The organism is uncultured Algoriphagus sp. (assembly GCF_963974835.1).
In the GTDB taxonomy this organism is placed as follows: Bacteria; Bacteroidota; Bacteroidia; order Cytophagales; family Cyclobacteriaceae; genus Algoriphagus.
Genome location: NZ_CAXBET010000003.1, coordinates 213388 through 238403, shown reverse-complemented (window position 1 = coordinate 238403; position 25016 = coordinate 213388). Strand labels below are relative to the sequence as shown.

26 protein-coding genes and 1 riboswitch are annotated in these 25016 nt (G+C 40.3%); of the genes, 12 read left to right on the top strand and 14 right to left on the bottom strand.

Going from position 1 to position 25016, the window contains the following annotated elements:
• Nucleotides 1–28 precede the first annotated feature (28 nt).
• The 4 genes from AACZ73_RS09130 to AACZ73_RS09115 are packed head-to-tail and all read right to left on the bottom strand — an operon-like array spanning nt 29 to nt 2412.
• On the bottom strand, nt 29–676 hold the full coding sequence (locus AACZ73_RS09130; protein ID WP_339877248.1) for an HAD hydrolase-like protein: 648 nt from the start codon (nt 674–676) through the stop codon (nt 29–31).
• Between the two features lie 59 nt (nt 677–735).
• Nucleotides 736–1179: a GNAT family N-acetyltransferase gene (locus tag AACZ73_RS09125; protein WP_339877247.1), complete on the bottom strand. Its 444-nt coding sequence runs from the start codon at nt 1177–1179 to the stop codon at nt 736–738.
• Nucleotides 1169–1606, bottom strand: coding sequence for a GNAT family N-acetyltransferase (locus AACZ73_RS09120; RefSeq protein ID WP_339877246.1), 438 nt, complete (start codon nt 1604–1606; stop codon nt 1169–1171). The genes AACZ73_RS09125 and AACZ73_RS09120 overlap by 11 nt, the downstream gene beginning before the upstream one ends.
• Nucleotides 1607–1629: 23 nt before the next feature.
• Nucleotides 1630–2412: a DUF3050 domain-containing protein gene (locus AACZ73_RS09115; RefSeq protein ID WP_339877245.1), complete on the bottom strand. Its 783-nt coding sequence runs from the start codon at nt 2410–2412 to the stop codon at nt 1630–1632.
• Nucleotides 2413–2959: 547 nt separating this feature from the next.
• Here AACZ73_RS09115 and AACZ73_RS09110 point away from each other — a divergent pair.
• The 4 genes from AACZ73_RS09110 (at nt 2960) to AACZ73_RS09095 (ending at nt 9246) form a co-directional block, all read left to right on the top strand.
• Nucleotides 2960–3370: a hypothetical protein gene (locus AACZ73_RS09110; protein WP_339877244.1), complete on the top strand. Its 411-nt coding sequence runs from the start codon at nt 2960–2962 to the stop codon at nt 3368–3370.
• 157 nt (nt 3371–3527) lie between these two features.
• On the top strand, nt 3528–4616 hold the full coding sequence (locus tag AACZ73_RS09105; RefSeq protein WP_339877243.1) for an efflux RND transporter periplasmic adaptor subunit: 1089 nt from the start codon (nt 3528–3530) through the stop codon (nt 4614–4616).
• A gap of 30 nt (nt 4617–4646) precedes the next feature.
• The gene (locus tag AACZ73_RS09100; protein WP_339877242.1) at nt 4647–7814 is read left to right on the top strand and encodes an efflux RND transporter permease subunit; all 3168 of its coding nucleotides are present in this window, start codon (nt 4647–4649) and stop codon (nt 7812–7814) included.
• Nucleotides 7807–9246, top strand: coding sequence for a TolC family protein (locus AACZ73_RS09095; RefSeq protein WP_339877241.1), 1440 nt, complete (start codon nt 7807–7809; stop codon nt 9244–9246). Before AACZ73_RS09100 ends, AACZ73_RS09095 begins: the two co-directional genes overlap by 8 nt.
• Before the next feature lie 164 nt (nt 9247–9410).
• Here AACZ73_RS09095 and AACZ73_RS09090 read toward each other — a convergent pair whose 3' ends face one another.
• Nucleotides 9411–10106: an ABC transporter ATP-binding protein gene (locus AACZ73_RS09090; RefSeq protein WP_339877240.1), complete on the bottom strand. Its 696-nt coding sequence runs from the start codon at nt 10104–10106 to the stop codon at nt 9411–9413.
• Nucleotides 10103–11587, bottom strand: a complete 1485-nt coding sequence (locus AACZ73_RS09085; protein ID WP_339877239.1) for a DUF5687 family protein — start codon at nt 11585–11587, stop codon at nt 10103–10105. The genes AACZ73_RS09090 and AACZ73_RS09085 overlap by 4 nt, the downstream gene beginning before the upstream one ends.
• A 302-nt stretch (nt 11588–11889) precedes the next feature.
• Between AACZ73_RS09085 and AACZ73_RS09080 the strand changes: the two genes are divergently transcribed.
• Together AACZ73_RS09080 and AACZ73_RS09075 are read left to right on the top strand one after the other, a co-directional pair.
• Nucleotides 11890–12129, top strand: a complete 240-nt coding sequence (locus tag AACZ73_RS09080) for a hypothetical protein (RefSeq protein ID WP_339877238.1) — start codon at nt 11890–11892, stop codon at nt 12127–12129.
• Nucleotides 12116–12454 carry a type II toxin-antitoxin system PemK/MazF family toxin gene (locus AACZ73_RS09075; protein WP_339877237.1) on the top strand — a complete coding sequence of 113 codons (339 nt, stop codon included), beginning with the start codon at nt 12116–12118 and terminating at the stop codon, nt 12452–12454. Before AACZ73_RS09080 ends, AACZ73_RS09075 begins: the two co-directional genes overlap by 14 nt.
• A gap of 126 nt (nt 12455–12580) precedes the next feature.
• Here AACZ73_RS09075 and AACZ73_RS09070 read toward each other — a convergent pair whose 3' ends face one another.
• Genes AACZ73_RS09070 through AACZ73_RS09060 form a run of 3 tightly spaced genes read right to left on the bottom strand, consistent with a single transcriptional unit; the run spans nt 12581 to nt 15728 of the window.
• Nucleotides 12581–13546 (bottom strand): ABC transporter ATP-binding protein, encoded by a 966-nt coding sequence (locus AACZ73_RS09070; RefSeq protein WP_339877236.1) that lies wholly within the window; start codon nt 13544–13546, stop codon nt 12581–12583.
• A 3-nt stretch (nt 13547–13549) separates the two neighbouring features.
• Entirely contained in the window at nt 13550–14581 is a 1032-nt protein-coding gene (locus AACZ73_RS09065; RefSeq protein WP_339877235.1) for an iron ABC transporter permease, read from the bottom strand.
• The gene (locus AACZ73_RS09060) at nt 14568–15728 is read right to left on the bottom strand and encodes an ABC transporter substrate-binding protein (protein ID WP_339877234.1); all 1161 of its coding nucleotides are present in this window, start codon (nt 15726–15728) and stop codon (nt 14568–14570) included. Before AACZ73_RS09060 ends, AACZ73_RS09065 begins: the two co-directional genes overlap by 14 nt.
• Before the next feature lie 99 nt (nt 15729–15827).
• Nucleotides 15828–16043, top strand: a riboswitch (cobalamin riboswitch).
• A 112-nt stretch (nt 16044–16155) separates the two neighbouring features.
• On the opposite strand from AACZ73_RS09060, the gene AACZ73_RS09055 reads away from it, so the two are divergent.
• Both AACZ73_RS09055 and AACZ73_RS09050 read left to right on the top strand, forming a co-directional pair.
• Complete coding sequence (locus tag AACZ73_RS09055) at nt 16156–18012, top strand: TonB-dependent receptor (protein ID WP_339877233.1); 1857 nt, start codon at nt 16156–16158, stop codon at nt 18010–18012.
• A 133-nt stretch (nt 18013–18145) separates the two neighbouring features.
• Nucleotides 18146–19195, top strand: a complete 1050-nt coding sequence (locus AACZ73_RS09050; RefSeq protein ID WP_339877232.1) for a DUF5074 domain-containing protein — start codon at nt 18146–18148, stop codon at nt 19193–19195.
• Between the two features lie 112 nt (nt 19196–19307).
• Here AACZ73_RS09050 and AACZ73_RS09045 read toward each other — a convergent pair whose 3' ends face one another.
• The 3 genes from AACZ73_RS09045 to AACZ73_RS09035 are packed head-to-tail and all read right to left on the bottom strand — an operon-like array spanning nt 19308 to nt 21463.
• On the bottom strand, nt 19308–20060 hold the full coding sequence (locus tag AACZ73_RS09045; RefSeq protein ID WP_339877231.1) for a DUF4163 domain-containing protein: 753 nt from the start codon (nt 20058–20060) through the stop codon (nt 19308–19310).
• Nucleotides 20061–21059: a methylmalonyl Co-A mutase-associated GTPase MeaB gene (gene meaB, locus AACZ73_RS09040; RefSeq protein ID WP_339877230.1), complete on the bottom strand. Its 999-nt coding sequence runs from the start codon at nt 21057–21059 to the stop codon at nt 20061–20063.
• Nucleotides 21056–21463 carry a hypothetical protein gene (locus tag AACZ73_RS09035; RefSeq protein WP_339877229.1) on the bottom strand — a complete coding sequence of 136 codons (408 nt, stop codon included), beginning with the start codon at nt 21461–21463 and terminating at the stop codon, nt 21056–21058. The genes meaB and AACZ73_RS09035 overlap by 4 nt, the downstream gene beginning before the upstream one ends.
• 52 nt (nt 21464–21515) lie before the next feature.
• On the opposite strand from AACZ73_RS09035, the gene AACZ73_RS09030 reads away from it, so the two are divergent.
• From AACZ73_RS09030 to AACZ73_RS09020, 3 genes are read left to right on the top strand one after another with little or no spacing between them, the layout of a single operon-like run.
• Nucleotides 21516–22052: a CopD family protein gene (locus AACZ73_RS09030; protein WP_339877228.1), complete on the top strand. Its 537-nt coding sequence runs from the start codon at nt 21516–21518 to the stop codon at nt 22050–22052.
• Between the two features lie 5 nt (nt 22053–22057).
• Nucleotides 22058–22708: an SCO family protein gene (locus AACZ73_RS09025; RefSeq protein ID WP_339877227.1), complete on the top strand. Its 651-nt coding sequence runs from the start codon at nt 22058–22060 to the stop codon at nt 22706–22708.
• Nucleotides 22705–23145, top strand: coding sequence for a cytochrome c (locus AACZ73_RS09020; protein ID WP_339877226.1), 441 nt, complete (start codon nt 22705–22707; stop codon nt 23143–23145). The genes AACZ73_RS09025 and AACZ73_RS09020 overlap by 4 nt, the downstream gene beginning before the upstream one ends.
• On the opposite strand, the gene AACZ73_RS09015 is transcribed toward AACZ73_RS09020, so the two are convergent.
• Entirely contained in the window at nt 23146–23556 is a 411-nt protein-coding gene (locus AACZ73_RS09015; RefSeq protein WP_339877225.1) for a hypothetical protein, read from the bottom strand. It lies immediately after the preceding gene.
• A 128-nt stretch (nt 23557–23684) separates the two neighbouring features.
• Between AACZ73_RS09015 and AACZ73_RS09010 the strand changes: the two genes are divergently transcribed.
• Complete coding sequence (locus AACZ73_RS09010; RefSeq protein ID WP_339877224.1) at nt 23685–24506, top strand: aminotransferase class IV; 822 nt, start codon at nt 23685–23687, stop codon at nt 24504–24506.
• A gap of 44 nt (nt 24507–24550) precedes the next feature.
• On the opposite strand, the gene AACZ73_RS09005 is transcribed toward AACZ73_RS09010, so the two are convergent.
• The gene (locus AACZ73_RS09005) at nt 24551–24991 is read right to left on the bottom strand and encodes a hypothetical protein (protein WP_339877223.1); all 441 of its coding nucleotides are present in this window, start codon (nt 24989–24991) and stop codon (nt 24551–24553) included.
• Nucleotides 24992–25016: the final 25 nt, after the last annotated feature.

Below are 25016 nucleotides of genomic sequence, written 5' to 3'. Positions count from 1 at the left end.
ATTAGCCGACTGGCATCATTGCGGATAATCATATTTTATTTTTTAACCAAGCAAAAAACTCTTGGAGAGTGTAGAAAATCACATCTGGATTGAGCTCTAGTAATTTTTCAGGCTCTGCAGTCTCTGCCCATGCAGCCGCCACAGAAAATACACCGACTTGCCGGCTTGCCAAAATATCGCTTGGCACATCTCCTACATATATTACCTCATCTTTCGTTACATTTTCTAGCTTATCCAAAACCCGCTGTATACCTACAGGTTTTCTTGGACCTTCCGGCGAACCAGTCTCTACATATTCGAATGCTTCACTAAGATTAAATTGTTTCAACGAGATCTCCGCACTATAGCGGCCTTTACCAGTGACCATAGAGGTATGCACTCCATTTTCCTTCAAAAAATCCAATATGTCAGCTATTCCCTCAAATGGTGCTGAACACATGGAATGGGACATCTCATAGTGTCTTAGATAATCAGCTACTCCCTGCTCATAGTGATCTGGTGCCAAAGCCATAATTGTACCTTCCTCAGAAGGCCCAAACGTTTCGATAATCTCTTCATCTGAAACCTCACGGTCAATCAAAGGCTCGATGGATTGGCGAAATGCGGAAATACAAAGAGGCAGAGTGTTGGCTATCGTACCATCTAAATCAAAAATCACTGCTTTTATTGTCTTCATAGTAATTGTATAAGCTTAACTTAATCTACAGCAAAATTCTTGGCGGAAAAGAATTAAGACTATTTCTCATAGCGCACATGCACTATAGGATAAGGCTTTCCAGTGCCATCCAGTTCAGATTGCCCAACAACTGTAAAGCCATTTCTTGCATAAAATTCAATTGCATTGGGGTTTTGCTCATTCACATCCACTTTAGTTACTTGCTGGTGTTCTATGGCATAACTTAATAATTCTTTCCCAATTCCATTTCCCATTTGATGAGGATGTACAAAAAGCATTTCCAGATTTCCTTCTGACACGCCTGAAAAACCATAAATCTCTCCCGATTCACCTCTAATACATCTTAATTCTACAGCATTCAAATAGTTGTTCAGAATCAGAGGTTTGAAAAAGGAAATATCCTCTTCTTTCAAAAAATCATGAGTTTCCCTAACGGAAATTTCCCAAAGGGTCACGACATCAACATACTCAGAAGGATCAATCCGATCAATTTTATAATTCATAAACCTTTGGATTGTATCGTTCCATATAGAAATCAGGATTATTTGGGCGAGTGAATCCAAACTTTTCATAAAGCCAAGGAGCAGTATTGGTCAATAAAATCCAGCGCCTCAATCCTTGCAAATCTTCATGCGCGGTGATGAATTCCATCATCCACTTGCTAAGACCAGATCCCCTGTAGTCGTTGAGAATGAATACATCTCCTAAATACGCAATTGTAGAAAAATCTGAAATCACTTTTGCATAACCGATCTGTTCATTCTTTAAATACAAACCAAAGTTTAGGCTATTGTCAATAGATTTATTGACAGTTTCTAGCTTAATCCCATTTGCCCAGCCTGACTCAGTGCTTAAAAAGCGATGGATTAGCTCTCGGTTCAATTTCTCCCTATCTGTGGAAATTAAATAATCATCTTTTCTTGCTTCCATAGGTAACAAGGCGGTTAATTAGTTTAGCCTTTCACTTGATCTACTTTTAAGATCTGATTTCCAATCCCATCCCACAATGAAATCCTTTGCTGAAGTGCCCGCTTCGCAACATCCATTGTTTCTTGCCATTTCTGTTCATCATCTCCGCACAATTCTGAAATCATTTTCAGGGAGAGGGGTCCATGCTCGTCCCCATCAAGCTCAATATGCCGCTCTAGGTAATAGCGAAGTTTATTGTACTGCAAATTTTCTGAATCTGCCTGCTTTAGAATTGAGATAAACATATCCGGAATTACGTCTTCTCTTCCAAAAGTAAAAGCAGAAGCAATTAAATGTGCCTTATCTGTTGCGATAACCTCAAAGGAAAATTTCACGAATTCAGCGACACTTTCGTCCACTTCCACTTGCTCAAACGCTTTCTCAATTGAATTTCCTGCTTCAATTAGTTTTACAAATTTCAACACTTGACTATTCTCAGCACCGATCTGACTCATAGCATCCAAGTACATTTCATAATGGCTCTTCGGCTCCCCCAATTCATTGATATCGCTCTCTTCACCATGGACGATTTCATTTATAAATCTCGCCAAGGTAGGATTTGGGCTTGGTGTCCAGGGTATACTTACGGTGGTCAGATTGATCTGAAGTGCTTTCAGAAGCGACATAAAGTCCCATACTGCAAAAGCATGATTTTCCATAAAAACCCGTATGTCGTTCAGATTTTGGAGATTTGCATATAATGGGTGATTCTGCAATTGCTTTCTCAGTCCTGAGATTTCTTGCTCGATGTGTGCTATTCTATTCATGTTTTTCTAATCTCTTTTTGATTGATCAGTAAAATTCTGTGGGACACAAAACTTTACGTACCAATTCGCTAATTTGGATGCAAAACTGAGAAAAAACGGAAAGAGTTTAGGTGTTCTATGAGTAAATTCACTTTTAGTGTCTAGAATTAAGACTTTTGCCCAGCTGGAAAAATGTAATCTTCGGGCTCATATTAAAACTAATTTCCCACTAATGAATGATTACAAAACGTGGAAAAAGTAATCTGCTTCAATTTAAAGAGGGAATTTTAACTTAGTCCTTTTAAAACAATAGCTCCTAATAAAAATAGCTCTTTATCAATCAATTAAAACACATCTTATTCTTTGGTAACAAACAAATATGTTCTGTATAACTATTGCTTCATTATTCCCTATTGTTTGGTGAACAATCCAAACCCATTCATTACTTGCACTTTACAATGTGAAACACCTTCTAATAAATTTTTTTCAAAAAATAAGGTATATCGTTGACAATAATTAACCAAAAGCGCTTGACTATCATGAAAGTGTTATATAAGTTTGTGCCCAAATGGCAAAGTATTTAGTTCGATTCCTTCTTTCGCTAAGTATTCTCATATCAAGTGGGTATAGTGCAATCTATGCCAGCATTGGTAGTGATGCTGCTATCGACAGCTACGGTGCCTCTTTTGAAAACTCCCTTGGAGTAAACAATTCTCGCCAACATCCCCTTTCCTATTCAGCGTCCAAAGAACACGGAAATAATATATTTGCCGTAAACAACTCAAAGGTTGAAGAGGAAGACAAGGACTTTGGAAGTAACGACAACTTTTTAGACTATCAGTACTTTAATGCACTACACTTTACCCGGATTTTTCGATATCTATTCCTAGACTTATCTGAAGACTTGTATTTCAGTAAGTTTATTCCTGATACCAGAGCACTTCGTTTGCACGTCGTAATTCAAGTATTTAGGATTTAATACTCTTTTAAGCATGGCAATATTTTTTGTTGCCAACCCTACCCCAATTATTTATTTGCCCTAAAACCATTAGCGACAAGCTGTTAGGGCTCCGTGTATTTGCTATACACACACCCAAAATCACCTGGAAATAGTATCGTTTTAAAAAAATCAACCTATGAAAAATCGAATTTTCATGCTCTTGAGCCTGTGCGGCACATTGTGGATTGCTAGTTGTAACTCACACGGAGAAGAGCATAAAGAGGCAGAAACTACGTTTTTGGTCACTAGCCCTTTGACTATGGACACATTAATCACCAAAGATTATGTCTCCCAAATACATTCAATACAACACATTGAGCTACGAGCTCAGGAGAGAGGTTACCTTCAGAAGATTTATGTAGATGAAGGTCAATTAGTAAAAAAGGGACAGCTTTTATATAAAATCATGCCTAAACTGTATGAAGCTGAGCAACAGAGTGCAGCAGCTGAAGTTGAGTTTGCTGAGATTGAATACCAAAACACGAAAACGCTGGCTGATAGAAATATCGTTGCTCCAAATGAGTTGGCGATGGCAAAAGCTAAACTAGGAAAAGCTAAAGCAGAATTGGCTTTGGCAGAAGTTCACTTACAATTCACAGAGATCAGAGCTCCTTTTGACGGCATTGTTGGCCGATTTAGAGTTAGGGAAGGTAGTCTTTTGGATGAAGGTGAATTGCTATCTGAATTCTCAGACAACAGTAAAATGTGGGTGTATTATAATGTCCCTGAAGCTGAATATCTGGAGTATAAAGCAGAAGTTAAAAAGGATGAAGATGTTATTGTGCATCTTTTAATGGCCAATAATAAGTACTTCGAACATCAAGGAATCGTGGAAACTATTGAAGCTGACTTCAATAACGAGACTGGTAATATTGCTTTCAGAGCTACTTTCCCAAACCCTGATGGTCTGCTTAGACATGGCGAAACCGGAAATATCGAGATGAGAATCCCACTAAAGGACGCATTACTTATCCCACAGAAAGCAACATTTGAAGTACTTGACAAAAAGTACGTGTATGTGGTAGATGAAGAGAATAAAATCCGCTCCCGTGAAGTAACTATCGCAGCGGAAATACCACATATTTATGTGATTTCAGGAGGCCTGGAAAAGACAGATAAAATTCTTCTTGAAGGTCTGCGACTGGTAAGAGAAAATGACGAAATACACTACGATTTCGTGCAGCCGCATACAGCATTGTCTCAGTTAGACTTATATGCAGAGTAGTCAATTCTCTCATAAAAACCAGAAGCAATAATGTTTAGCACATTCATAAAAAGACCAGTCCTCGCGATTGTAATATCGATCATTATCGTATTTATAGGCTCCCTTTCAATTAATCAACTGCCTATATCTCAATTTCCTCCGATTGCTCCTACTACGGTAAGTATTTTCATAGCCTATCCAGGATCAAGTGCGGACGTACTTGTGAAGTCCACCTTGATTACGTTGGAAAACGCTATCAACGGTGTACAGGACATGAGATACATGGCAACGGATGCTACCAGTGCGGGTGAAGCTACAATTAACATCATCTTCGAGCCAGGCACAGATCCTAACCAAGCGGTAATCAGGGTCAAAACCAGGGTGGATCAGGTAATGCCTCTCCTTCCTGAGCTTGTACAAAGAGAAGGTGTGGTAATCACGCCTATCCAACCAAGTATGTTGATGTATGTCAACCTGTATTCAACTAGCGAAAATATGGATGAGAAATTCCTATATAATTACGCTAACGTGAATATGATTCCTGAAATCAACAGGATCAAAGGGGTTGCAAGATCTCAAATATTAGGTAGCCGTACCTACGCTATGCGTGTCTGGTTAAATCCTGACCGTATGCGCGCATACAATATCTCAGTAGATGAGGTAATGGAAGCTATGCAAGAGCAAAGTATCGTTGGTCGTCCTGGTAGAATCGGGCAAAGTTCCGGTATTGAAGCACAGTCTCTGGAATATGTACTGACATACAAAGGGCGTTTCAGCAAGCCAGAGGAGTATGACAATATCATTATCAGGGCAAATTCGGAAGGTGAAAGTATTCACTTAAAGGATATAGCCAGAACTGAATTGGGTAGTGAGTTCTTTGATATTTATTCCAATTTGGATGGTCACCCATCGGCTGCAATTGTATTGAAGCAAAACTATGGTAGTAATGCAAGTGATGTAATCGAAGAAGTAAAAGCTGAGCTTGAAGTAATGAAAGCTTCCTTCCCTCCAGGAATGGATTACAGTATCAGTTATGACGTATCCCGTTTCTTGGACGCATCCACTGAGCAAGTGATCCATACATTAAGGGATGCATTCGTCTTGGTAGCTTTGGTAGTATTTATCTTCCTGGGAGACTGGAGATCGACCTTGATTCCTATCATCGCAGTACCAGTATCACTCATTGGAGCCTTCTTCGTCCTTCAGATGTTTGGCCTCTCGATCAACATCATCACGCTATTTGCCTTGGTACTTGCTATTGGTATTGTGGTCGATGATGCGATTGTAGTGGTGGAAGCAGTCCACGCCAAAATGGAGGAAATGCCTCACCTGACTCCGTATCAGGCTGTAAAAAGAGTATTGGGTGAGATCTCTGGAGCGATCATAGCCATCACAGCTGTAATGGTTTCTGTATTCTTGCCAATCTCCTTCATGAGCGGGCCAGTGGGTACTTTCTACCGGCAGTTTTCCATTACAATGGCAAGTTCTATTGTGATTTCTGCAATCATTGCCTTGACGCTGACTCCAGTGCTTTGTGCCATGTTATTGAAAAATCATCATGGAAAAGAGAAAAAGCAGAATATTCTTACGAAGGCATTGGACGGCTTTAACAGCGGTTTTGATAAGCTTACTGGCAAGTATGTAGGATTGCTCAGGTCTATGGTAAGCCGAAGATGGCTCACTTTCGGAATTCTTTTACTCTTTGGAGCTGGGATCGTATTCGAAAATCAGATCCTACCTGCAGGCTTTATCCCAAGTGAGGATCAAGGAACAATCTACGCGATTATTCAAACCCCTCCAGGCTCTACCCTAGAGCGTACAAATCAGGTTTCTCAGAAACTTCAAAAAATATGTGAGGAGATAGACGGAGTAGAATCAGTCTCTTCCCTTGCAGGATATGAAATCATGACAGAAGGCCGTGGTTCAAACGCGGGTACTTGTTTGATCAACTTAAAGCCTTGGGGAGATCGTAAGCATACCGTGAAAGAAATCATGGAAGAACTGGAAGAGGAATCAAAAGGTCTAGGTGCCGTTGTGGAATTCTTTGAACCACCAGCTATTCCTGGTTTTGGTTCTTCAGGAGGTTTCTCATTGCGACTATTAGACAAGACTACCACTACTGACTACCAGGATTTTGACCGAATCAACAAACAGTTCATGGATGACCTGAGCAAGCGTAAAGAAGTAACTGGCTTGTTCACATTCTTTGCGGCAAATTATCCTCAGTATGAATTGGAGATAGATAACGACAAAGCAATGCAGAAAGGCGTTTCTATCGGAGATGCCATGGAAAACCTGAACATACTTATTGGTAGTACTTATGAACAGGGTTTTATTCGATTTGGTAGATTCTTTAAAGTGTACGTGCAGTCAGATCCTTCCTTTAGAAGACTTCCATCTGATGTCCTAAACCTATTTGTGAAGAATGAAGCTGGTGAAATGGTTCCTTATTCAGCCTTCATGACCATGAAGAAAACTCAGGGACCTAATGAGGTTACCCGATTCAACATGTACAATTCAGCATCCATCAGAGGACTTCCAGGACCTGGTTATACTACAGCAGATGCAATTCAGGCGATTAGAGAAGTGTCTGCCCAGACATTGCCTAAAGGTTATGACATCGCATGGGAAGGTTTATCCTATGATGAATCCAACAGAGGAAATGAAGCTCTTTATGTATTCCTAATCGTGTTGGTGTTCGTTTACTTCGTGCTGGCAGCTCAATACGAGAGCTTTATCATCCCTCTTGCGGTAGTATTCTCGCTTCCGGCGGGTGTATTTGGTTCCTTCTTTTTATTGAAATTGATGGGACTAGATAATGATATCTACGCCCAAATCGGTTTGATTATGCTCGTCGGGCTTTTGGGTAAAAACGCGGTGTTGATTGTGGAATTTGCGGTGCAGAAACGTCAAGATGGACTTTCCATTTTGGAAGCAGCGATAGAAGGGGCTAAAGTCCGTTTCCGTCCAATCCTGATGACCTCATTTGCCTTTATCGCTGGTTTGATTCCTTTGATTATTGCATCTGGTGCAGGCGCGATTGGTAATCATACTATCGGTGCTTCAGCACTTGGAGGTATGCTATTCGGAACCATCTTCGGGGTGATCATTGTCCCAGGCTTATACTACATATTCGGTAGTTTGGCTGATGGCCGTCACTTGATCAAAGACGAAGATGAAACTCCATTATCCGAACAAAAACAACATTCACATGCTTAAGAGAATCATATATATATGCCTAGGGGCAGCCACTATCACTCTAGCTGTGACTGGTTGCAAAACTCCCGAGCTAATCCAAAAAGACGTCAATGATACAGTGCCTGAGAGCTACGCCAATAGCTCTCAGGACACAACAAATACTGCAGCTGAAGTGGTATGGCAGGATTATTTTACCGACCCTTACCTGAAAGCACTGATTGACACAGCTTTAAAAAACAATCAGGAATTGAATATCACCTTGCAGGAAATTCAGATCGCACAAAATGAAGTTAGAGTCCGCAAAGGCGAAATTTTACCTTCTGTAAATATTGGTGCAGGAGCTGGTGTGGATAAAGTGGGTAGATATACTAGCCAAGGTGCTAATGATGCCAATACTGACATCAAACCCGGAAAGGAAATGCCTGATCCTCTGCAGGATTACATGCTAGGAGCCTATGCTAATTGGGAGATAGATATTTGGCACAAGCTGAGAAATGCAAAAAAGTCAGCATTGACCAGATATCTGGCAACTGTAGAAGGTAAAAACTTCATGGTGACCAACCTGATTTCCGAGATTGCAAACTCTTACTACGAATTGCTAGCACTGGATAATCAATTGGCTATCGTACAGCAGAATATTGAGATTCAAAACAATGCATTTGAGATAGTAAAATATCAGAAAGATGCAGCGCGGGTAACTGAGTTGGCTGTAAGAAGATTCCAGGCTCAAGTACTAAATACCAAAAGCCTGCAATATGGAATACAGCAAAGTATTGTGGAAGTTGAGAATAGAATCAATTTCCTTGTAGGTAGATTCCCTCAGAAGGTAGATAGAGACTCAAATTCATTTGGAGATCTGTTGCCTGAGACGATCCAAGCCGGTATTCCATCTCAATTGCTGGCAAACAGACCTGACATCAGACAGGCTGAGCTTGAGCTAGCTGCTTCAAAAATAGACATTAGCGTAGCAAAAGCTGATTTCTATCCTACTCTGGAGATTACTGCAGGACTTGGTTTCAATGCCTTTAACCCTAGCTACATCTTCACATCCCCTGAGTCACTGATCTATTCTCTCACAGGTGAACTAGTGGCTCCTTTGATCAATAGAAATGCGATTAAAGCCAGGTATTTGACAGCCAATGCAAAACAGATTCAGGCTATATACGATTATGAGCGATCAATCTTGAATGCATACATAGAGGTAGCTAACCAGCTTTCAAACATTAAAAACCTGGAGCAAACCTATGATCTGAAGTCCCAGGAAGTACAAGCACTTACTCAGTCAGTTGATATTTCTAATGAACTATTCAATTCTGCAAGAGCAGACTACATGGAAGTTCTATTAACGCAGCGAGATGCGCTTGAATCAAAATTTGACCTGATCGAAACAAAATTGAAACAAATGAATGCCAAGGTCAATATTTACCAAGCCCTTGGTGGTGGTTGGAAATAAATTGGTTGATTAAAGGTTGAAGCTATCCATTTAATGGTATGGATAGCATATTCGAAAGTCCCTCTAAGCGTTTGGAGGGACTTTTTTGTTCAGAAAGAGTTTGAACAAACTCTTTCTTAAATTAAAATTGTAGATCTCAGTATCCTTAATATTGATTATTATTATCAGCCAGTGAAGTAAGCATCCAGCTCAGCTAGCATGGCGGATTTATCCCTTAGATCATTGATAATTCTTCCTTTCTCAAGCAGCACGATTCGATCACAAATCTCTGTCACATGGGTAAGGTCATGGCTGGAAATCAAAAAGGTAACCTGGGAGGTTTCTTTCTCCTGTAGGATCAATTTTTTCAATCTGATCTGAGAGCTGGGATCCAGGTTTTCAAAAGGCTCATCCAAAAAAACGACTTCTGGATTACCCATTAGCGCAGCTGCAATTCCTACTTTCTTCAAGTTTCCTTTTGAAAGATCACGGATGTATTTCTTCTTCCCGACAATTTCATCGTTAAAGAATTCGGTGAACTTGCTAAGATGTAGCTGCAAATCAGCCTCAGACAGTCCATAGATTTTGCGAAGCGTCTGAAAATACTCATCAGCAGTCAGGTAAGATAAAAGCATGTGTTCATCCAAGTAGGCACCTGTGGTTCTTTTCCACTCCTCAGTTTTACTTACGTCTCTGGAATCGATTTCCACTTTCCCTTGAGAAGCACGGACAAGGTCGAGCATAATCCGAAACAAGGTCGTCTTCCCAGCCCCATTATTCCCTACCAAACCGAAACATTCTGATTTTGGTATATCCAGTCTCTCCACATCCAGGACCAATGCTTCTTTATATTGCTTTTTAAGATTAGTAACTTGGATCATAACTCTTGACGGAATGAAGATGAAATTTCGTATCGGCTTTCTAGAACCCGATTAATATTAATAGTTGAAAGCTTATTGAAGAAAATAATTCCTATGATTCCCACGGTGCTCAGCGCTGCCAATCCAGCATAGAAATTAAATAGTATAGCAAATGGTAAATAAATCAAATATGGTGCGACCATCATGGGTATGATCATAAGAAACTGAGCCGCGCCGACTCCCTCGTAATTGAACATTGCACCCTTGTTCAGATCCATAGGTTTTGGTTTCCAAAGAGCCAGATAAATAATCAAATGGATCATAATCCCCGCATTAAAAAGGAAAGTAGCTAAATGAATCAACAGGAATGACCATCCATAATAAACATAGGGAATTGACAGTAAAAAACACAGTAAGGATATGGATAATAGCAGGAGATATTTTCCTCTCACCAAATTTTTCACTCCATCTTTTCTACTTAGAAAGAAATCAAAATAACCAGAGTTCCAGCTCAAGAAAAGTTGACCGTACTGAATCATAAATATCCCAGTGATAAATACCCCAACGAAAATAAAGATGTACTGCATTGGCCCCTCTTGATATTGAGGATTATCGTAGAAAATGGTGCCGTAAAGCAAGAAAAATGCACTAAGCATCAAGAACGTGCGGCTCTTTTTATGGCGGATTATAAGCTTCCATTCTAGGTCGGCAAGCTCACCTGCCATTCCAAATCTGGAAAAGAACCCCACAGACTGATTCACAAATCGAACCTCCTCTTCCTTGGCCAAATCTTCCAAATAGGCATTATTCAAGTAATAGTTAAATGCCATATAATACCCTATAAAACATAATATCATCATGATTGACATTGGCAAAAAACTACTTAGGGCCAAGGTGAATAATGGGGCTACTATCTCTCCCAAATTAAACCAACCCATATAGGTAGATCCTCCACCCAAGAGCAATACAACAAAAACGATAACAACTCCTATCAAACTATCTTCAAATCTCTGCTTGAACCAGAGCATAAACCAATGAAGAGTCCAGCTGATAAACAAGATAGTCCCCAACCAAGAAATAGCTCCAGACACTCCATATTGAATGGATATCTCAGTGAACGCAAAGGGAGCAAACAGTATCAATGCAATAATGCTCAAAGGAGAGAAAAAGGATCTCCCAAGTAGCGTGTGCATAATTTTCTTTTTGGAAATAGGAAGATGCAGCAGGCTTTCCAGCTCTATTACAGGGAGTTTCTGCAGAAAATATCTATACATGAATTCTACAAGGAAGAAGAAAATCAAGCCGGAATTCAAAACCTGGATTGGATCCTGCCCTTCAGCCAATTCATCTAAAATTCTACTTAAAAAAATGCCTGCCATCAAGAGATATCCTAAAAGCATAATCGCTAGGAAGCCAAGAAATATGGCAACCATCACGCTTTTGGCAAATGAAGTAGATCGGAAACTCTTCAGGAATTCCAACCGAATCAGTTCAAATAACATATAATCTCAAAAGTAAATAAGGTTCTAAATTGATCTCAAAATATAGGTAAAAGATCACTTAATCATAGTCCTGCTATGTAATTAATGAGTTTTGAGGGGATTTTGATATGCTTTTTCTTTCAGCGCTGATTCTAAAATCGAACCGCTAAATAAAAGGAACTATTCAAAAATAGTATACATTTATAGTATATACTAATGGTGATGAAATCGACAGGATTAAAATCATCATTAATCACACAGGGTAATGATTATTTTAATCGTCAAATATTCCATGTGAATAATAAAATTCAAACTATAATCATATGAAAACACTCTCTTTAAAACTTGACTCGGAGGTCTTCGAAGAAACCGAGGCAATTATTAAGGATAAAAAGATTGCAAGGAACAGGTATATTAATCAAGCACTTGAATTCTATAACAGGTATCAAAAGCGAAAGAAATTGAGTACCGAATTTGCCGAAGCTTCTGACCTAAGCAAAGAAAGTTCAACTGAAATCATGGCGGAATTTGATGCTTTAATCGAAGAAGATGAAGCAATTTGAACTATGGCTTGCCAATTTGAATCCTTCCAAAGGAACTGAGCCAGGAAAGATTAGGCCAGTTGTAGTCATTCAAACAAATTTCCTCAATCAAGTTGATCACCCTTCTACGCTTGTTTGCCCACTCACAACGCAGGTTACTGCTAAGAAAAATATACTTCGAGTCCATATATCTGAAGGGAATTTTGGTTTAGAAAAAGACTCTGAAATTCTTATAGATCAAATCAGAGCTTTGGACAATCGAAGATTTTTGGAGAAGCTAGGAGACTTAGGTCATAAGGAAATTGCTGAGCTAAGAAATAAAGTGAAGGCTATTTTGGATTTTTAGATTAATGGAAAAAATCACCAGTCTTCAAAACTTCAAAATTCATCATTAGCCATTCATCATTTGATATTTAAAAACTTCTAAACCTTCGAAGAGATTTCTCAATCGTACCTCTTTCGAAATGACACTTCAAAGGTTAGCCAAGAGAAATTCCTCCACACTGTTATAAATACTTCCGTTGTAACTTATAGAAAACGGATCTTTGCTAACCTCAATAGCTCCTGCCATTTCTTTTATCCCAGCCTTTTCAAGTGCTTTTGAAATCCAACTAGCGAGATCTTCGGGGCCTGAAATTTCAAATTTCAAATCTTGAACCTTAGATTCAATTCTCCCTTTTTCTACGCTGAAATGAAATTTCTTCCCATGCAATAGCTGATTGATTTCACCGGAAATCACCAAATCTTCCGGCAATCCTGAGATTAGTGGCGTACCACAGTTCAGCAACCAGAATCGATCTGCTGTCTCCAATGCAATCTCCAAATCATGGGTGACCACAAGAATTGATTTACCTTGAGTTTTGGAAATCTCCTGAAGCAGATGCATGATTTCATATCGATTTACCAAATCCAGATGAGCAGTCGGTTCATCCAATACCATCACCTTTCCATCTTGAGCCAGCGCACGCGCTATTAACGCTTTTTGCCGCTGTCCATCAGATATTTCAAAAAGTCGATCTTCTCGTAAATACTCAATTTTCGTTGCAGAAAGCGCCTGCTGAACTGCTTCTCGATCTATATCTTCCAGTTTTCCCGTCCAGCCTGTGTGTGGGATTCTCCCCATTGCCACCAACTGCCCCACAGTCATATTTCCTGGCAAAAATGGCTCAGTCAATACAACCGAAAGCTGCTTAGCGAGGTCTTCGTTTGAATAAGTAGAAATAGGCTTCTCATTCAACAAAACTTCTCCTTCGAAAGGCTTCAATTGTCCCAAGATTGCCTTTACTAAAGTTGATTTCCCTACACCATTCGGACCAAGCAAACAAGTCATTTCACCTGAAAAAAGCTCAAAACTCAATTCACTCAGTATCTCCTTTTTCAACTTGCCCTTGGAGTATCCAAGGTTAAGATTAGTGCCTACGATTGATGATTTCCTCATGGCTTAGAATTCTTTACTGAAGTTTTTGCGAAGCACCAAGCTTATCACTATCGGAGCTCCAACGAGTGAGGTCACAGCATTAATCGGCAAGGTCTGAGCAGATCCTGGCAGTTGCCCAACGGCATCACATAATAGAAGTAAACTCCCTCCTATCAAGGCTGAAGCAGGAAAAAGAATTCTATGGTCTGATGTTTTCCACACCATCCTAGCCAAATGCGGCACTGCAATCCCTATAAAAGCTATCGGACCGCAAAATGCAGTGACACTTCCTGCCAGTAAACCGGTGCTGAGAATCATCAGCCATCGCAAACGATCAGGATTGATCCCCATACTTTTTGCATAGCTCTCACCTAGGAGCATTCCATTGTAGGACTTGATCGAGGCAATCACTGGAATGATTCCTATAAAAATCACCAACCCTAGAATCCAAACTTGATCCCAAACCAAACCTCCCAAACTCCCCATAGACCACATGGTGAAAAGCTTCAAAGCCTCTGCACCGGAGAAATATGAAAGAACAGAAATAATAGCCGACACTGCAGAACCAAACATCAATCCTACGATCAATAGGGTCATGCTATCTTTTACTTTCCATGCCACTAAACTTACCGTAAGTAAGACCAAACTTGCACCTAAAGTACCGGCAATCGCAATTGCCCAAGGATTGATCGCAGCACCAAAAGCTGATAATCCAAAGGCAGAACCTGCCAACATTAGGATCGCTACTCCCAATCCTGCACCCGAGCTAATTCCCAACACAAAGGGTCCTGCAAGTGGATTTCTAAAAAATGTCTGCATTTGAAGCCCACTTATGCTTAGTCCAATTCCAGCTAATATTGCTACTAATGCTTTTGGTAGTCTATAGTTCATTATAATCTGCTCCCGGGATGCTTTTATCCAATCTCCAGTAAAAATCCCAGACAGAATTTCACTTGGAGAAATAGACACAGATCCTAAGCTGACATTGAGCAAAAAGCTCAAAATCAACAGAATCAGCGCAGCCGAGAGAAGAAGAATTGGACTATTTTTTCGCATCGAGTTGTTGATAAAAATACAACTCATACGCTGGAAGTAAGTTCGGATGAAGAATTTTGATCAAATCTTTTAGAATCAAATCCGGGCGCATGTAGCCCAACTCAAAATATTCAAGTCCACCAGCTCTACCTCTTTTCTGCGTATAAGAAAATACATTTCCGGATTTAAATGCCCTAAAAGCCTTGTAACGAGGCTCAGCATTCCCCATTGTTTCCAAGTCTGAAAAATCAGCAGACCCAATCCAGAAATCGGCTTCCAATGCATTTTCGAGCACAAATTCATAATTCAATTGTGCACTACCAGTTCCTTTTTGATCTGAGAAAATATAGTTTCCCCCAGCATTTTGGAGGATGTTCGCGCCCCAGCTTTCACTTCCTGGAGCATACCAAATATCCTGATAAAGTACTCCGCTGAGAACAGTTGGCCGAAGTGAGTCGATGATTGAATCGCTCAATTTCTCAGCCTCTAAATAGTCTTTTTCTACCTCTTCAAAAACAGCTTTTGCTTCTTCATATTTCCCTAAAAGCACACCTGTAAACTTGATCCACTCCGCCCTTCCAAGCGGATGTTGCTCCACATACTCGCCGTTGATTACCGCAGGAATCTCAGCTTGCGCCAGTAAATCCAGGTATTTCAAATCATCTCCCAGCGTAGAAATCATGATCCAATCAGGCGCCAAATCAATGACCATTTCAGTATTTGCAGAGGGACCCGACCCTAAATCCTCCACCCTTCCAGCATCAATTTGTCTCCAGGTTTTTTCTGAGGAAATCAAATTTAGATTGGGAAAACCGATCAACTTTTCGGTGCTGTTCAGCATATCCAAATGTGGAATATGAGTGGTCGAAGTCAAGATAATTTTTTCCACTGGAAGCTGGATAATTGCATCGAAATTTCCGGCTGGTTTTTCAGCATTTTCTTCCAATACCAAATAGGTAAAGATCTTATCCGCACCTGACCAGGCCTGAGTAACTTCCAACTCCCAAAAATTATTTCCTCGGGAAATTGTAAATCCTGAAGCATAGGATAAGTCTACTTTTTCCAGTTCCGTATTCTCATCTTCTTTGTTTACATTACATGCTGTAAAACAATAGGTTACACTAATAAAAACTAGCCTAATAAAGAGCCTAAATAGTTGATTTTTCACAGAAATAATTGGAGATATTAAAGCCCAAAATAAGCTCGGGTTTTCGCCACTTCCAAAATTTCTCAACAAACAGATTTTTTTTCTACGCTTTCCCAATCTACTTTTGCGGTCGAAATAGGTTCCCAATCTCGCATCTGAGCTCTTGGGATTAAAAGGGAATTTGGTGTAAAACCAAAGCTGTCCCCGCAACTGTAAGCCTAGCGGATTTTTTCCGCAAATGATTTGTCAACAATGCCATTGTTTCGAAACTAATTCGGGATGAGAAGGCGGCAAATTTGGTGAGCCAGGAGACCTGCCCATTTCTGTTGATTCTGTGCTTTCGGAGGAAAAGCAATGAAGAAAGTACCAGAACTGAATTTTCGGTTTCGATCACTTCTTCCCATTTCTCTCTAAGACCGAATCGAATTTATAACTAATTCGATCAGGGATGTTTTTGCTTGTTTGGGCATTTTCTTTTGTGGCTTCTAGCCCGATTCAGGACACGGTAAAATTGGCCGAAGTGGAAGTCTATGCTCCTGCTCTAGATAGATTTGCCCAAGGCCAAAAAGTAATCAGCTGGACTAAAAAGGACTTGGAAAACTACCAGGGCCGCTCTCTAGGCGACCTTCTTCAGGAGCAATCTCCGGTTTTTGTCAGACAATACGGGGCTGGAATGATCGCATCTCCTTCATTCCGAGGCACCTCAGCTGGTCACACAGCAGTTTTTTGGAATTGCTTTCCAATCAACAGCCCTTCACTTGGGCAAAGTGATTTATCAATTTTACCTGTAATGGCCATCGATCAGATAAGTCTTCAGTTTGGAAATGCAGGAGCACTTTTCGGGAATGAAGCTATTGGTGGTTCTGTACATTTAGGCACTTCTACTGATTTTGGGAAAGGCTTTCAAGCTGGCATTTCTCAGCAGTTCGGAAGCTTTGGATTGTTTAATACCTCAGCTTCTGCGGGGTTTTCTTCGAAAAATTTCAGCAGTAAAACCAAGGTTTATCGCGAATTCTCCAAGAACAATTTCCCTTACAATGACCTGGGACAAATCGGAACGCCAGAAGTAAAAGAAGATCATGCACAGTTTGAACAGATCGGAATAGTTCAGGATTTGGCGTGGAATCTGAACGCAAACAACCAACTGAAAACTGCATTTTGGTGGAATAAAACCAATCGGGAAGTTCAGCCGGTCATGGGATCAAACACCAATGATGAACAGGAAGATCAAGCTTTTCGGGCAGCGATTGACTTCTTTCATTTTGAAGAGAAGTCGGTTTGGAATCTGAAAACAGGCTTCGTGAAGAACGAGCAACTTTTCAATGCCAGTCAAAATAACAGCACACAATACTTTCTAGCGGGCGATTGGGATCAGGAAATTTCCGACAAATGGACATCAAAACTAGGGGCTAGATACACGCTGACCAAAGGGGATCTAAGCACGTATCAAGCCGATGATGAACGCATTGAATTGTATCAAAGCACCAAATTTTCAGGCACAGATAACCTGTCCTTTGCGCTTAACCTTCGCCAATTAGTTTATTCAGGGACTTTCGCTCCCTTTACGCCAAATCTGGGAATGGACTGGAGATTTTGGAATACAAATACTCAGGCTTTGCAACTGAAAACTTCCCTAGGGAAAGGCTTCAAAGTTCCGACGCTCAATGATCGCTTTTGGAATCCCGGAGGTAATCCCGATCTGCTTCCTGAAGAAAGTCTAAGCGGAGAAATCGGCTTGACCTGGAATAAAAAGGGAAATCTAAACTGGACTCAAAGTCTGACTTACTACAAAATGTCCGTGGACAACTGGATCATTTGGCTGCCTAAAGGAAGTGTCTGGACTCCTGAAAACATCAAAAAAGTCAGTAACCAAGGCATCGAATACCAAGGGAGTTTGAATGGAGCTATTGGAACTTGTAATTGGGAGCTGACCACATCATACACCTACTCCAAAGCTGTAACTACCAAAGGAACAGATGAGAATGACCAGTCAGTAGGAAAGCAGTTACCATATACGCCACAGCATCAGGCAACCGCAAAAGTGCAAATAAAGAAATCCGGTTTCACCAGCTTCATAGCCACAAACTTCGTCGGAGAAAGATCGGTCACAGCCGACAATCCTCGTTTGATGCCCTCCTTTCAGCTTTTCAATTTCGGGTTGGGCTACGACCAACTTACTCTTGGCAATCTTCAGGTTCCTGTAAGTTTTCAAATCAACAATATTCTAGACACTGACTACCAAGTGCTTTACCTAAGGGCAATGCCTGGAAGATCTTATCAATTTAACTTATCCATTCTATTATGAAATCGAGCCTGCCTAAAGGAGGCAGACAGGCATGACACAGTGAGCAAATACTGCTGAATATCAACCATGCGAGATCCTCCCGATGGAAAATCGGGACAGGCTATCTGACCATTAAAAAACAAATTATAATCATATGAAACCAAACCAACTATTTTGGGCTGCCGCCCTTGTATCAGTATCCTTTGCATGTTCCGACAGCGGAGATGAAAAACCTTTAGGCAAATACGACAATGGTATTTTGATTATGAACGAAGGGAATTTTGGAACTAATGATGGTGAAGTCTACCATCTAAACCCAACTACTGAAGAGCTTCTTCCAAATATTTTTGAAGCAGAAAACCTTCGACCATTCGCAGGTTTGTTGGAAGATATGATCCTTGAAGGTGATAGATTGTACTTAGTTGCAAATACCGGCAAAGTAGAAATCGTTAATCCAGCAGACTTCAAGAGTTTGGGTGCTGTGGCATCTGAATTGGATCAGCCTAGGTCTTTGGCAGTGAACGGCACCAAGCTTTTCATCAGTGATTATGGACCTTATGACGATAACTATGGCACTCCCGATTCTTATGTTGCTGTGGTAAATGGTCTTGACGGCGGAGTAGTTTCAAAGAAAATTGAGGTTTCGAACAAACCAGAGGCTCTCTTTTCTTATGGAAATTACATCATTGTCGCTGGCTCTGAAGAAAATAAAATCGAAATCATAGACGCAGCTCAAGAAACTGTAGTTACAACACTTGACCTAGACGCCTCACCTCGCCAATTCTATGCTGAAGACGGAATTCTTTGGGTATATGCAGTGACTTCTGATGATGTGGTTTTCTATACAGTGAATTTGAATAGCTTGACTTTAGGAAACACGTATACAATTCCTTTGGCAGATGCTACAAGTAGAATTGCATTTGACGGAGATGATGAGATGTATATTTTGACTAGCACGGGATGGCCTGATTACAATGACGCAGTGGTTAATATTGACATCGAAGGGAGCAACGCTACTGCCACTGAATTGATGACTGGTTCAGGATTTTACGGCATAGGATATGACCACAACTCAGATCAGATCTATGTAGCCAACTCGAATGGCTTCCAAGGTAACGGAACTGTAACTGTTCTTTCTGAAACTGGTTCTGTGATCCGAAGCTTCGAAGTAGGAAGAGGACCTTCTGGGTTCTTGGTTTATTAGGATTTCCAACTTCATTATTCAACATTTCACATTGGATATTCGGTATTAAAAAGCCGTTGAGATTGATTTCTCAGCGGCTTTTTTAATTTTAAAAATGGGAGATTGTTGTAGTCTACTTTGTTCTCATAATTCCCTCTAGTTCCTTCAGCTCAAACTCCAGTTCAGTATATCCAAGCGCATATGGACCGATTTCATAAGGGATGTATGTCAGGTGGAGTTTATCGTTTTCATAGCCAATCGCATTGGGTAGAAAGAAACCCGTCTCAGGCAAGAAGAATCGGCCATCATCTTTAAGCTCAATTCCTTCCTCCACTTCATGATACTTTCGAAAAGCTTGGTCCGCCAATTCCAGCATTTTGCTTTTATCTAAAACCACGCGGTCAATGCTTAGATATTCACCGGAAGTTTTGTCAAAGTTCATATAATAAACACTTGAGTTGGGATGTGCTCCTCCTGAAAAATTGTATTCAGAAAATTTGAAACTCAGCGTGCTGTCTGATTCATAACTCTTCTCTACATTCACTTCAATAGCCCAACTTCCTGGAGCATCCGGAAAATCTGATTTAAATTCCTCGTAAGAATTCAAATAATCGTTTGCTGCAGAATCGAGGTTGTCATAGGTTTTATCCTGTTGAAAGTATGCAAGCAGCTGGCGGCCTATTTCCTCATTAATTGAAGATGCTGCCGCCCCATTTTCTGCTATTGGCCAAGTCAATTCAACCTTCGCACAATTGTCATCTATACATCTTTCAGAAGTAAAGGTTTTGGTTCTAAAGTCTAGCTGCTCTACAATTTGCTCCTCAACTTTCGTTGGTTTGCTGCAGGCTACACATAGGAATGCTACAATAATTACTAGATATTTCATTTATCGTCTATCATTGAATTGGAAAAAAGTAGTGATCAAATCCCTCGCCAAAGACAATGGACTGAGTTTACCATTTTCTACTCTTGAACGATTTTGCCGAAGCAATTCCTGCACTTGCTCGTGCTCCATGAAGAATTTTCCTAATAAAAACTGTAGGTTTTCATCCAACCAATTTAACCTCTGCGAAGCACGGTTTGATTCCCAAAATCCTGATAGCTGCATTTGGTTAGCATACTTTTGGATCATTTCCCAAATATCACTCAACCCTTCCTTGGTTAATGAAGAAGCTGTCATCACGGGAGTTGACCAGTTATTTTCTCCTAATGGAAAAAGATGAAGGGCATTTTCATATGATGATTTTGCCTTCTTGGCACTGCAAAGGTTTTCTCCATCGGCCTTGTGAATCACTACCCCATCAGCCATTTCCATTATGCCTTTTTTGATTCCCTGTAGCTCATCTCCAGCACCTGCTAGCATGAGCAAAAGGAAAAAATCCACCATGCTTTTTACAGCAGTTTCTGATTGCCCCACTCCCACTGTCTCAATCAAAATCACATCAAAACCTGCTGCCTCACAGAGCAACATGGCTTCTCTGGTTTTTGAACTCACTCCACCTAAAGTTGTGCCTGTAGGACTAGGCCGAATGAAAGCCCGCTTATCTCCAGCCAACTTTTCCATTCGGGTTTTATCCCCAAGAATGCTCCCCTTACTTTTTTGACTGGAAGGATCTACCGCCAAAACAGCTACTGATTTCCCCGAATCGACAAGAAGCTGTCCAAAGGCTTCTATAAAAGTGCTTTTCCCAACTCCTGGAACTCCAGTGATTCCTATTCTAATTGACTTTCCTGTATACGGCAAAATCTCCTGAACTAAGTCAGAAGCAAGCTTGAGGTCTGTTTCAAGTGAACTTTCAGCCAAGGTAATTGCCTGGCTGAGTTTCGTTCTATCGCCAGAAAGAACGCCTTCTTTATATTCCTGAAGAGTGAAGCGTTTTCTCATTTTGGATAACCATCGGTAAAACTCACATCGCCCATTGGGCTTTTTTGGTAGGTTGCGATCACATAAGGCTGCATGGCTTCCATGAAATATGGTTCAGTCGGGGAAAGTTTGATTTCCTGATCAATCTCATCTTTGAAAAAGAAAACTACTGTCCTGCCATATTTGGTGTGTGGCATGGCATCACCGTATTCACGCATCCAATCCTTAGAACTATCCAATGCTTTAATCGCATATACCCGTACCACCGGCCCTGTATTATTTTCATTTCTAAAGCTTGACAATTCCTTGTACTTCCCTTCGAATCGTTCCATCCCAGGCTGAGAAAGTGAATCCAAGGAGATATAAACTACGAGTCCGCCCACGATTAAGGCGATAATCCAGAAAATGATTTTAGAGCTTTTCAAAAACTAGTGCGGTTATAAAGATTAGGCCTTAATTTAGCCGAAAATTCCGAGAATGACTTTCGAGTACCTCAAAGCACTTCACATCATTTTTGTAGTCACCTGGTTTGCAGGGCTATTTTATATCGTTCGATTATTCATCTATCAGACTGAAGCGATGGAACGCCCTGAAGCGGAGCGAAAAATCCTCAAACCTCAGCTAGACTTAATGTCTTCCCGTCTGTGGTATATCATTACCTGGCCATCCGCAGTTCTCACATTGATCTTTGGCACGCTGGTTTTGACACACCGCATGGAATTCTTGCAGCTGCCTTTTATGCACGCCAAACTCGGGTTTGTATTCCTACTTTACTGCTATCATGGCTGGTGCCACAAACTCTTTAAAGAACTGCAAGCTGGCCGAACTAGATGGACCTCCACTCAGTTAAGAATTTGGAATGAGGCTTCCACCTTGCTACTCTTTGCAATTGTGTTTTTAATTGTGTTGAAAAGCACCCTAAGTATGGTGTGGGGCTTGGCTGGACTAATCACACTTGGAGTAACACTGATGCTAGCTATCAGACTTTATAAAAAATTTAGAAATAAAGCTTAATCATTATGCATACTAGGTTTTCAATCCTTTCGCTTCTTCTAATTTCACTCTTATTTTCTCAATGCACACCTTCAGAAGAAAAGAGCAAGGCTTTACCAAAACTTGGGAATTGGCATGTGGATGAAAAAACAGTGGACGGAAAGGTTGTTCAGGATACTGTTTATCATACAATCGCTGATTTTTCTTTTACCAATCAGGATGGAGAAACGATCACCAATGAATCAGTAAAGGGAAAGGTATATGTAGCGGATTTCTTTTTTACCACCTGCCCGACAATTTGTCCCATCATGAAAAAGGAAATGATACGTGTGTATGAGAAGTTCGGAGATAATCCCAACTTCAAAATTCTAAGCCACACCATTGATCCAAAACATGACACAGTAGAGGTATTAAAAGACTATTCACAAAAATTGGGAATAGAGAATGCTAAGACTTGGAGTTTCCTAACAGGAGAAGCAGAGAAAATCTACGAACTAGGACAAACAAGCTATATCACCACCGCACAAGAAGATCAAAATGAAGCAGGGGGATTTCTTCACTCAGGCGCTTTTCTTTTGATAGATCAAGAAGGCCATATCAGAGGGGTTTATGATGGGACGAAAACTGATCAAGTGGATCAATTGATGCAGGATATTCCAAAGATTTTGGGAGAATGAAAAAATACCTGATCATTCTGCTTTTTGCAGTAGCATGCAGCCCGAAAAACTCTAAAGAAGAGAACACATTGTCTCAAATAGAAGATCCAGAGGTGATGAAATATGCAGTGGAAGGCAAGACTATCTACGAAAATCACTGCGGAAACTGTCACCAGAATGATGGCTTAGGCTTAGGGAAATTAATTCCTCCAATAAAAGATTCTGATTATTTCAAAGAAAGCGTTCATCGCTCAATTTGGATCATGAAATACGGACAAGAAGGCGAGATAGTGGTAAATGGTGAAGTTTATAATCAACCGATGCCCGCAAGTCCAAAACTTACTCCTTTGGAAATCTCCCAAATCAGCACCTATTTATACAATATCTGGGGGATGAGTGAAGGAAAAATTACTTCTAAACAAGTGGAAAAATATCTAGAGGAAAAGCCGGAATTCTGATTACTCCAGAAGTTTATCTGCTTTCTCCAAAGCTTTTTTAATTTCTTCATTGACATCCTTCACCAATACCATCTGGCTGTCAAGATATGTCTTCAACTCTTCTTCCGTCCTATCTCCATCCTCAATATCGTATTGATGCATCCAGTCAAACATTGAGTCATATCCATGAGCGAGATCATAACCCAGTGCTTTATATTGCTCAACTTTGACCGAATCTGTCGTATCTCCACTTTCCAATTCTTCCGCTTTTTTGAGTGCTTTGCGCTCGAGTGATTTCAATTGCGCCATTTTAGGCATTACTTCATCGTGCACAGCAATAACCTCTTGTCTAAGTTTTACATTATCCGCTGGACCACAGGCGTTTGTCAATAAAAATAATGTTAAAATTAAAAATGGAATTGTTCTTTTCATGAATAATGAGATTATATGCCGTAAAGTTACTGTTTAATCTAAAAATAATATCATAAAGTTAGATCATATTCCTGTGTGATTTATTCACTCAGAGCTAGTAATTTTAGAAGCTCCTAAACACTAACTATATGAAACCATTTTGCTTTGCCGACGGGCAAATTATCTCAACTGAAAAAGCCACTATTCATCCTATGGATTTAGCGGTTATCCGTGGATACGGCATTTTTGACTTTTTCAGGACGGTCAATTTTAAAGCTCTTTTTTTGGATAGCTATTTGGATAGATTTTTTGCCTCTGCTGAAAAGACATTTCTTCCACTTGAATATTCCCGTGCAGAATTGAAGGCTGTGATACAGGATTTGATTGAAAAAAACCATCTAAAAGAAGGAGGAATCCGGATGGTTTTGAGTGGTGGGATTTCACAAAACCACTTTTCTCCTGCAAAAGGGAAGCTATTTATTTTCGCGGAATCACTGATATTCCCAGCTCAGGAAAAGTACGATAAGGGAATCAAATTACTTTCACTGGAATACGTTCGTCCAATTGCGGAAATTAAAACTACCAATTATGCTCTTCCGGTCTGGGATAGCATGCGATGGAAAGATGCCGGAGCTGAAGATGTTCTATACCATATGAATGGCATTTTGAGCGAAAGTTCCAGAAGCAACTTTTTTATAGTTAAGGATGGAATCATCAGCACTCCAGACTCTCATGTCCTGATGGGGATAACCAGAAAAAATGTCATAGAACTGGCTGGAAATGTGCAAATAAGACCTGTAAGTATGCAAGAAGCGTTAAATGCAGATGAGGCATTTATCACCAGTACTACCAAAGTGCTATTGCCAGTAACCCAGATTGATGAGCACGAAATCGGTAACGGAAGACCGGGACCAGTCTCTCTTGACCTTTTGGAGAAGTTCAGGAAACTCGAAAAAGAGATGTGTTATTAGAAAATAAAAATCACTTCCAAAGTTGGACTCTTCGATAAAAAATCTTAATTCACGAGCGTAGCGTTCTTCATGATGTACATTAGCTTCTCAGGATCCTTACTATTCAATGTAAGGGTTCCTCTGACGCGAACTCTATTAGAAGTGTATTTTATCGGAGAGGCCATGTCTACCTCCATTACAGTTTCCGGTCCGCCGGACCCACAAAAGAAACATTCAGCCAAAGGCAAACTGGAAAGAATGATATGCTCCGGCTTAAACATGCCTTCGAAAGGAATGATGTAGCCATCAGCCTCCACTACCTTCCCTTCCATTTTGGTAATATTTTCTGAAAATACAGGAACATACAATTCTCCATATTCATCTTCAGAGATTTTATAAGTTACCTCCGTAAGATTTTTCCAGACATTAGTGCTTTGAGCCGAAAGGGAAACTTGAGCAAAGATCATCACTGTAATTGCCAGAAGGGCTATTTTTAAATGTCTCATAATATTCAGGTTTTTAAATTAGGCG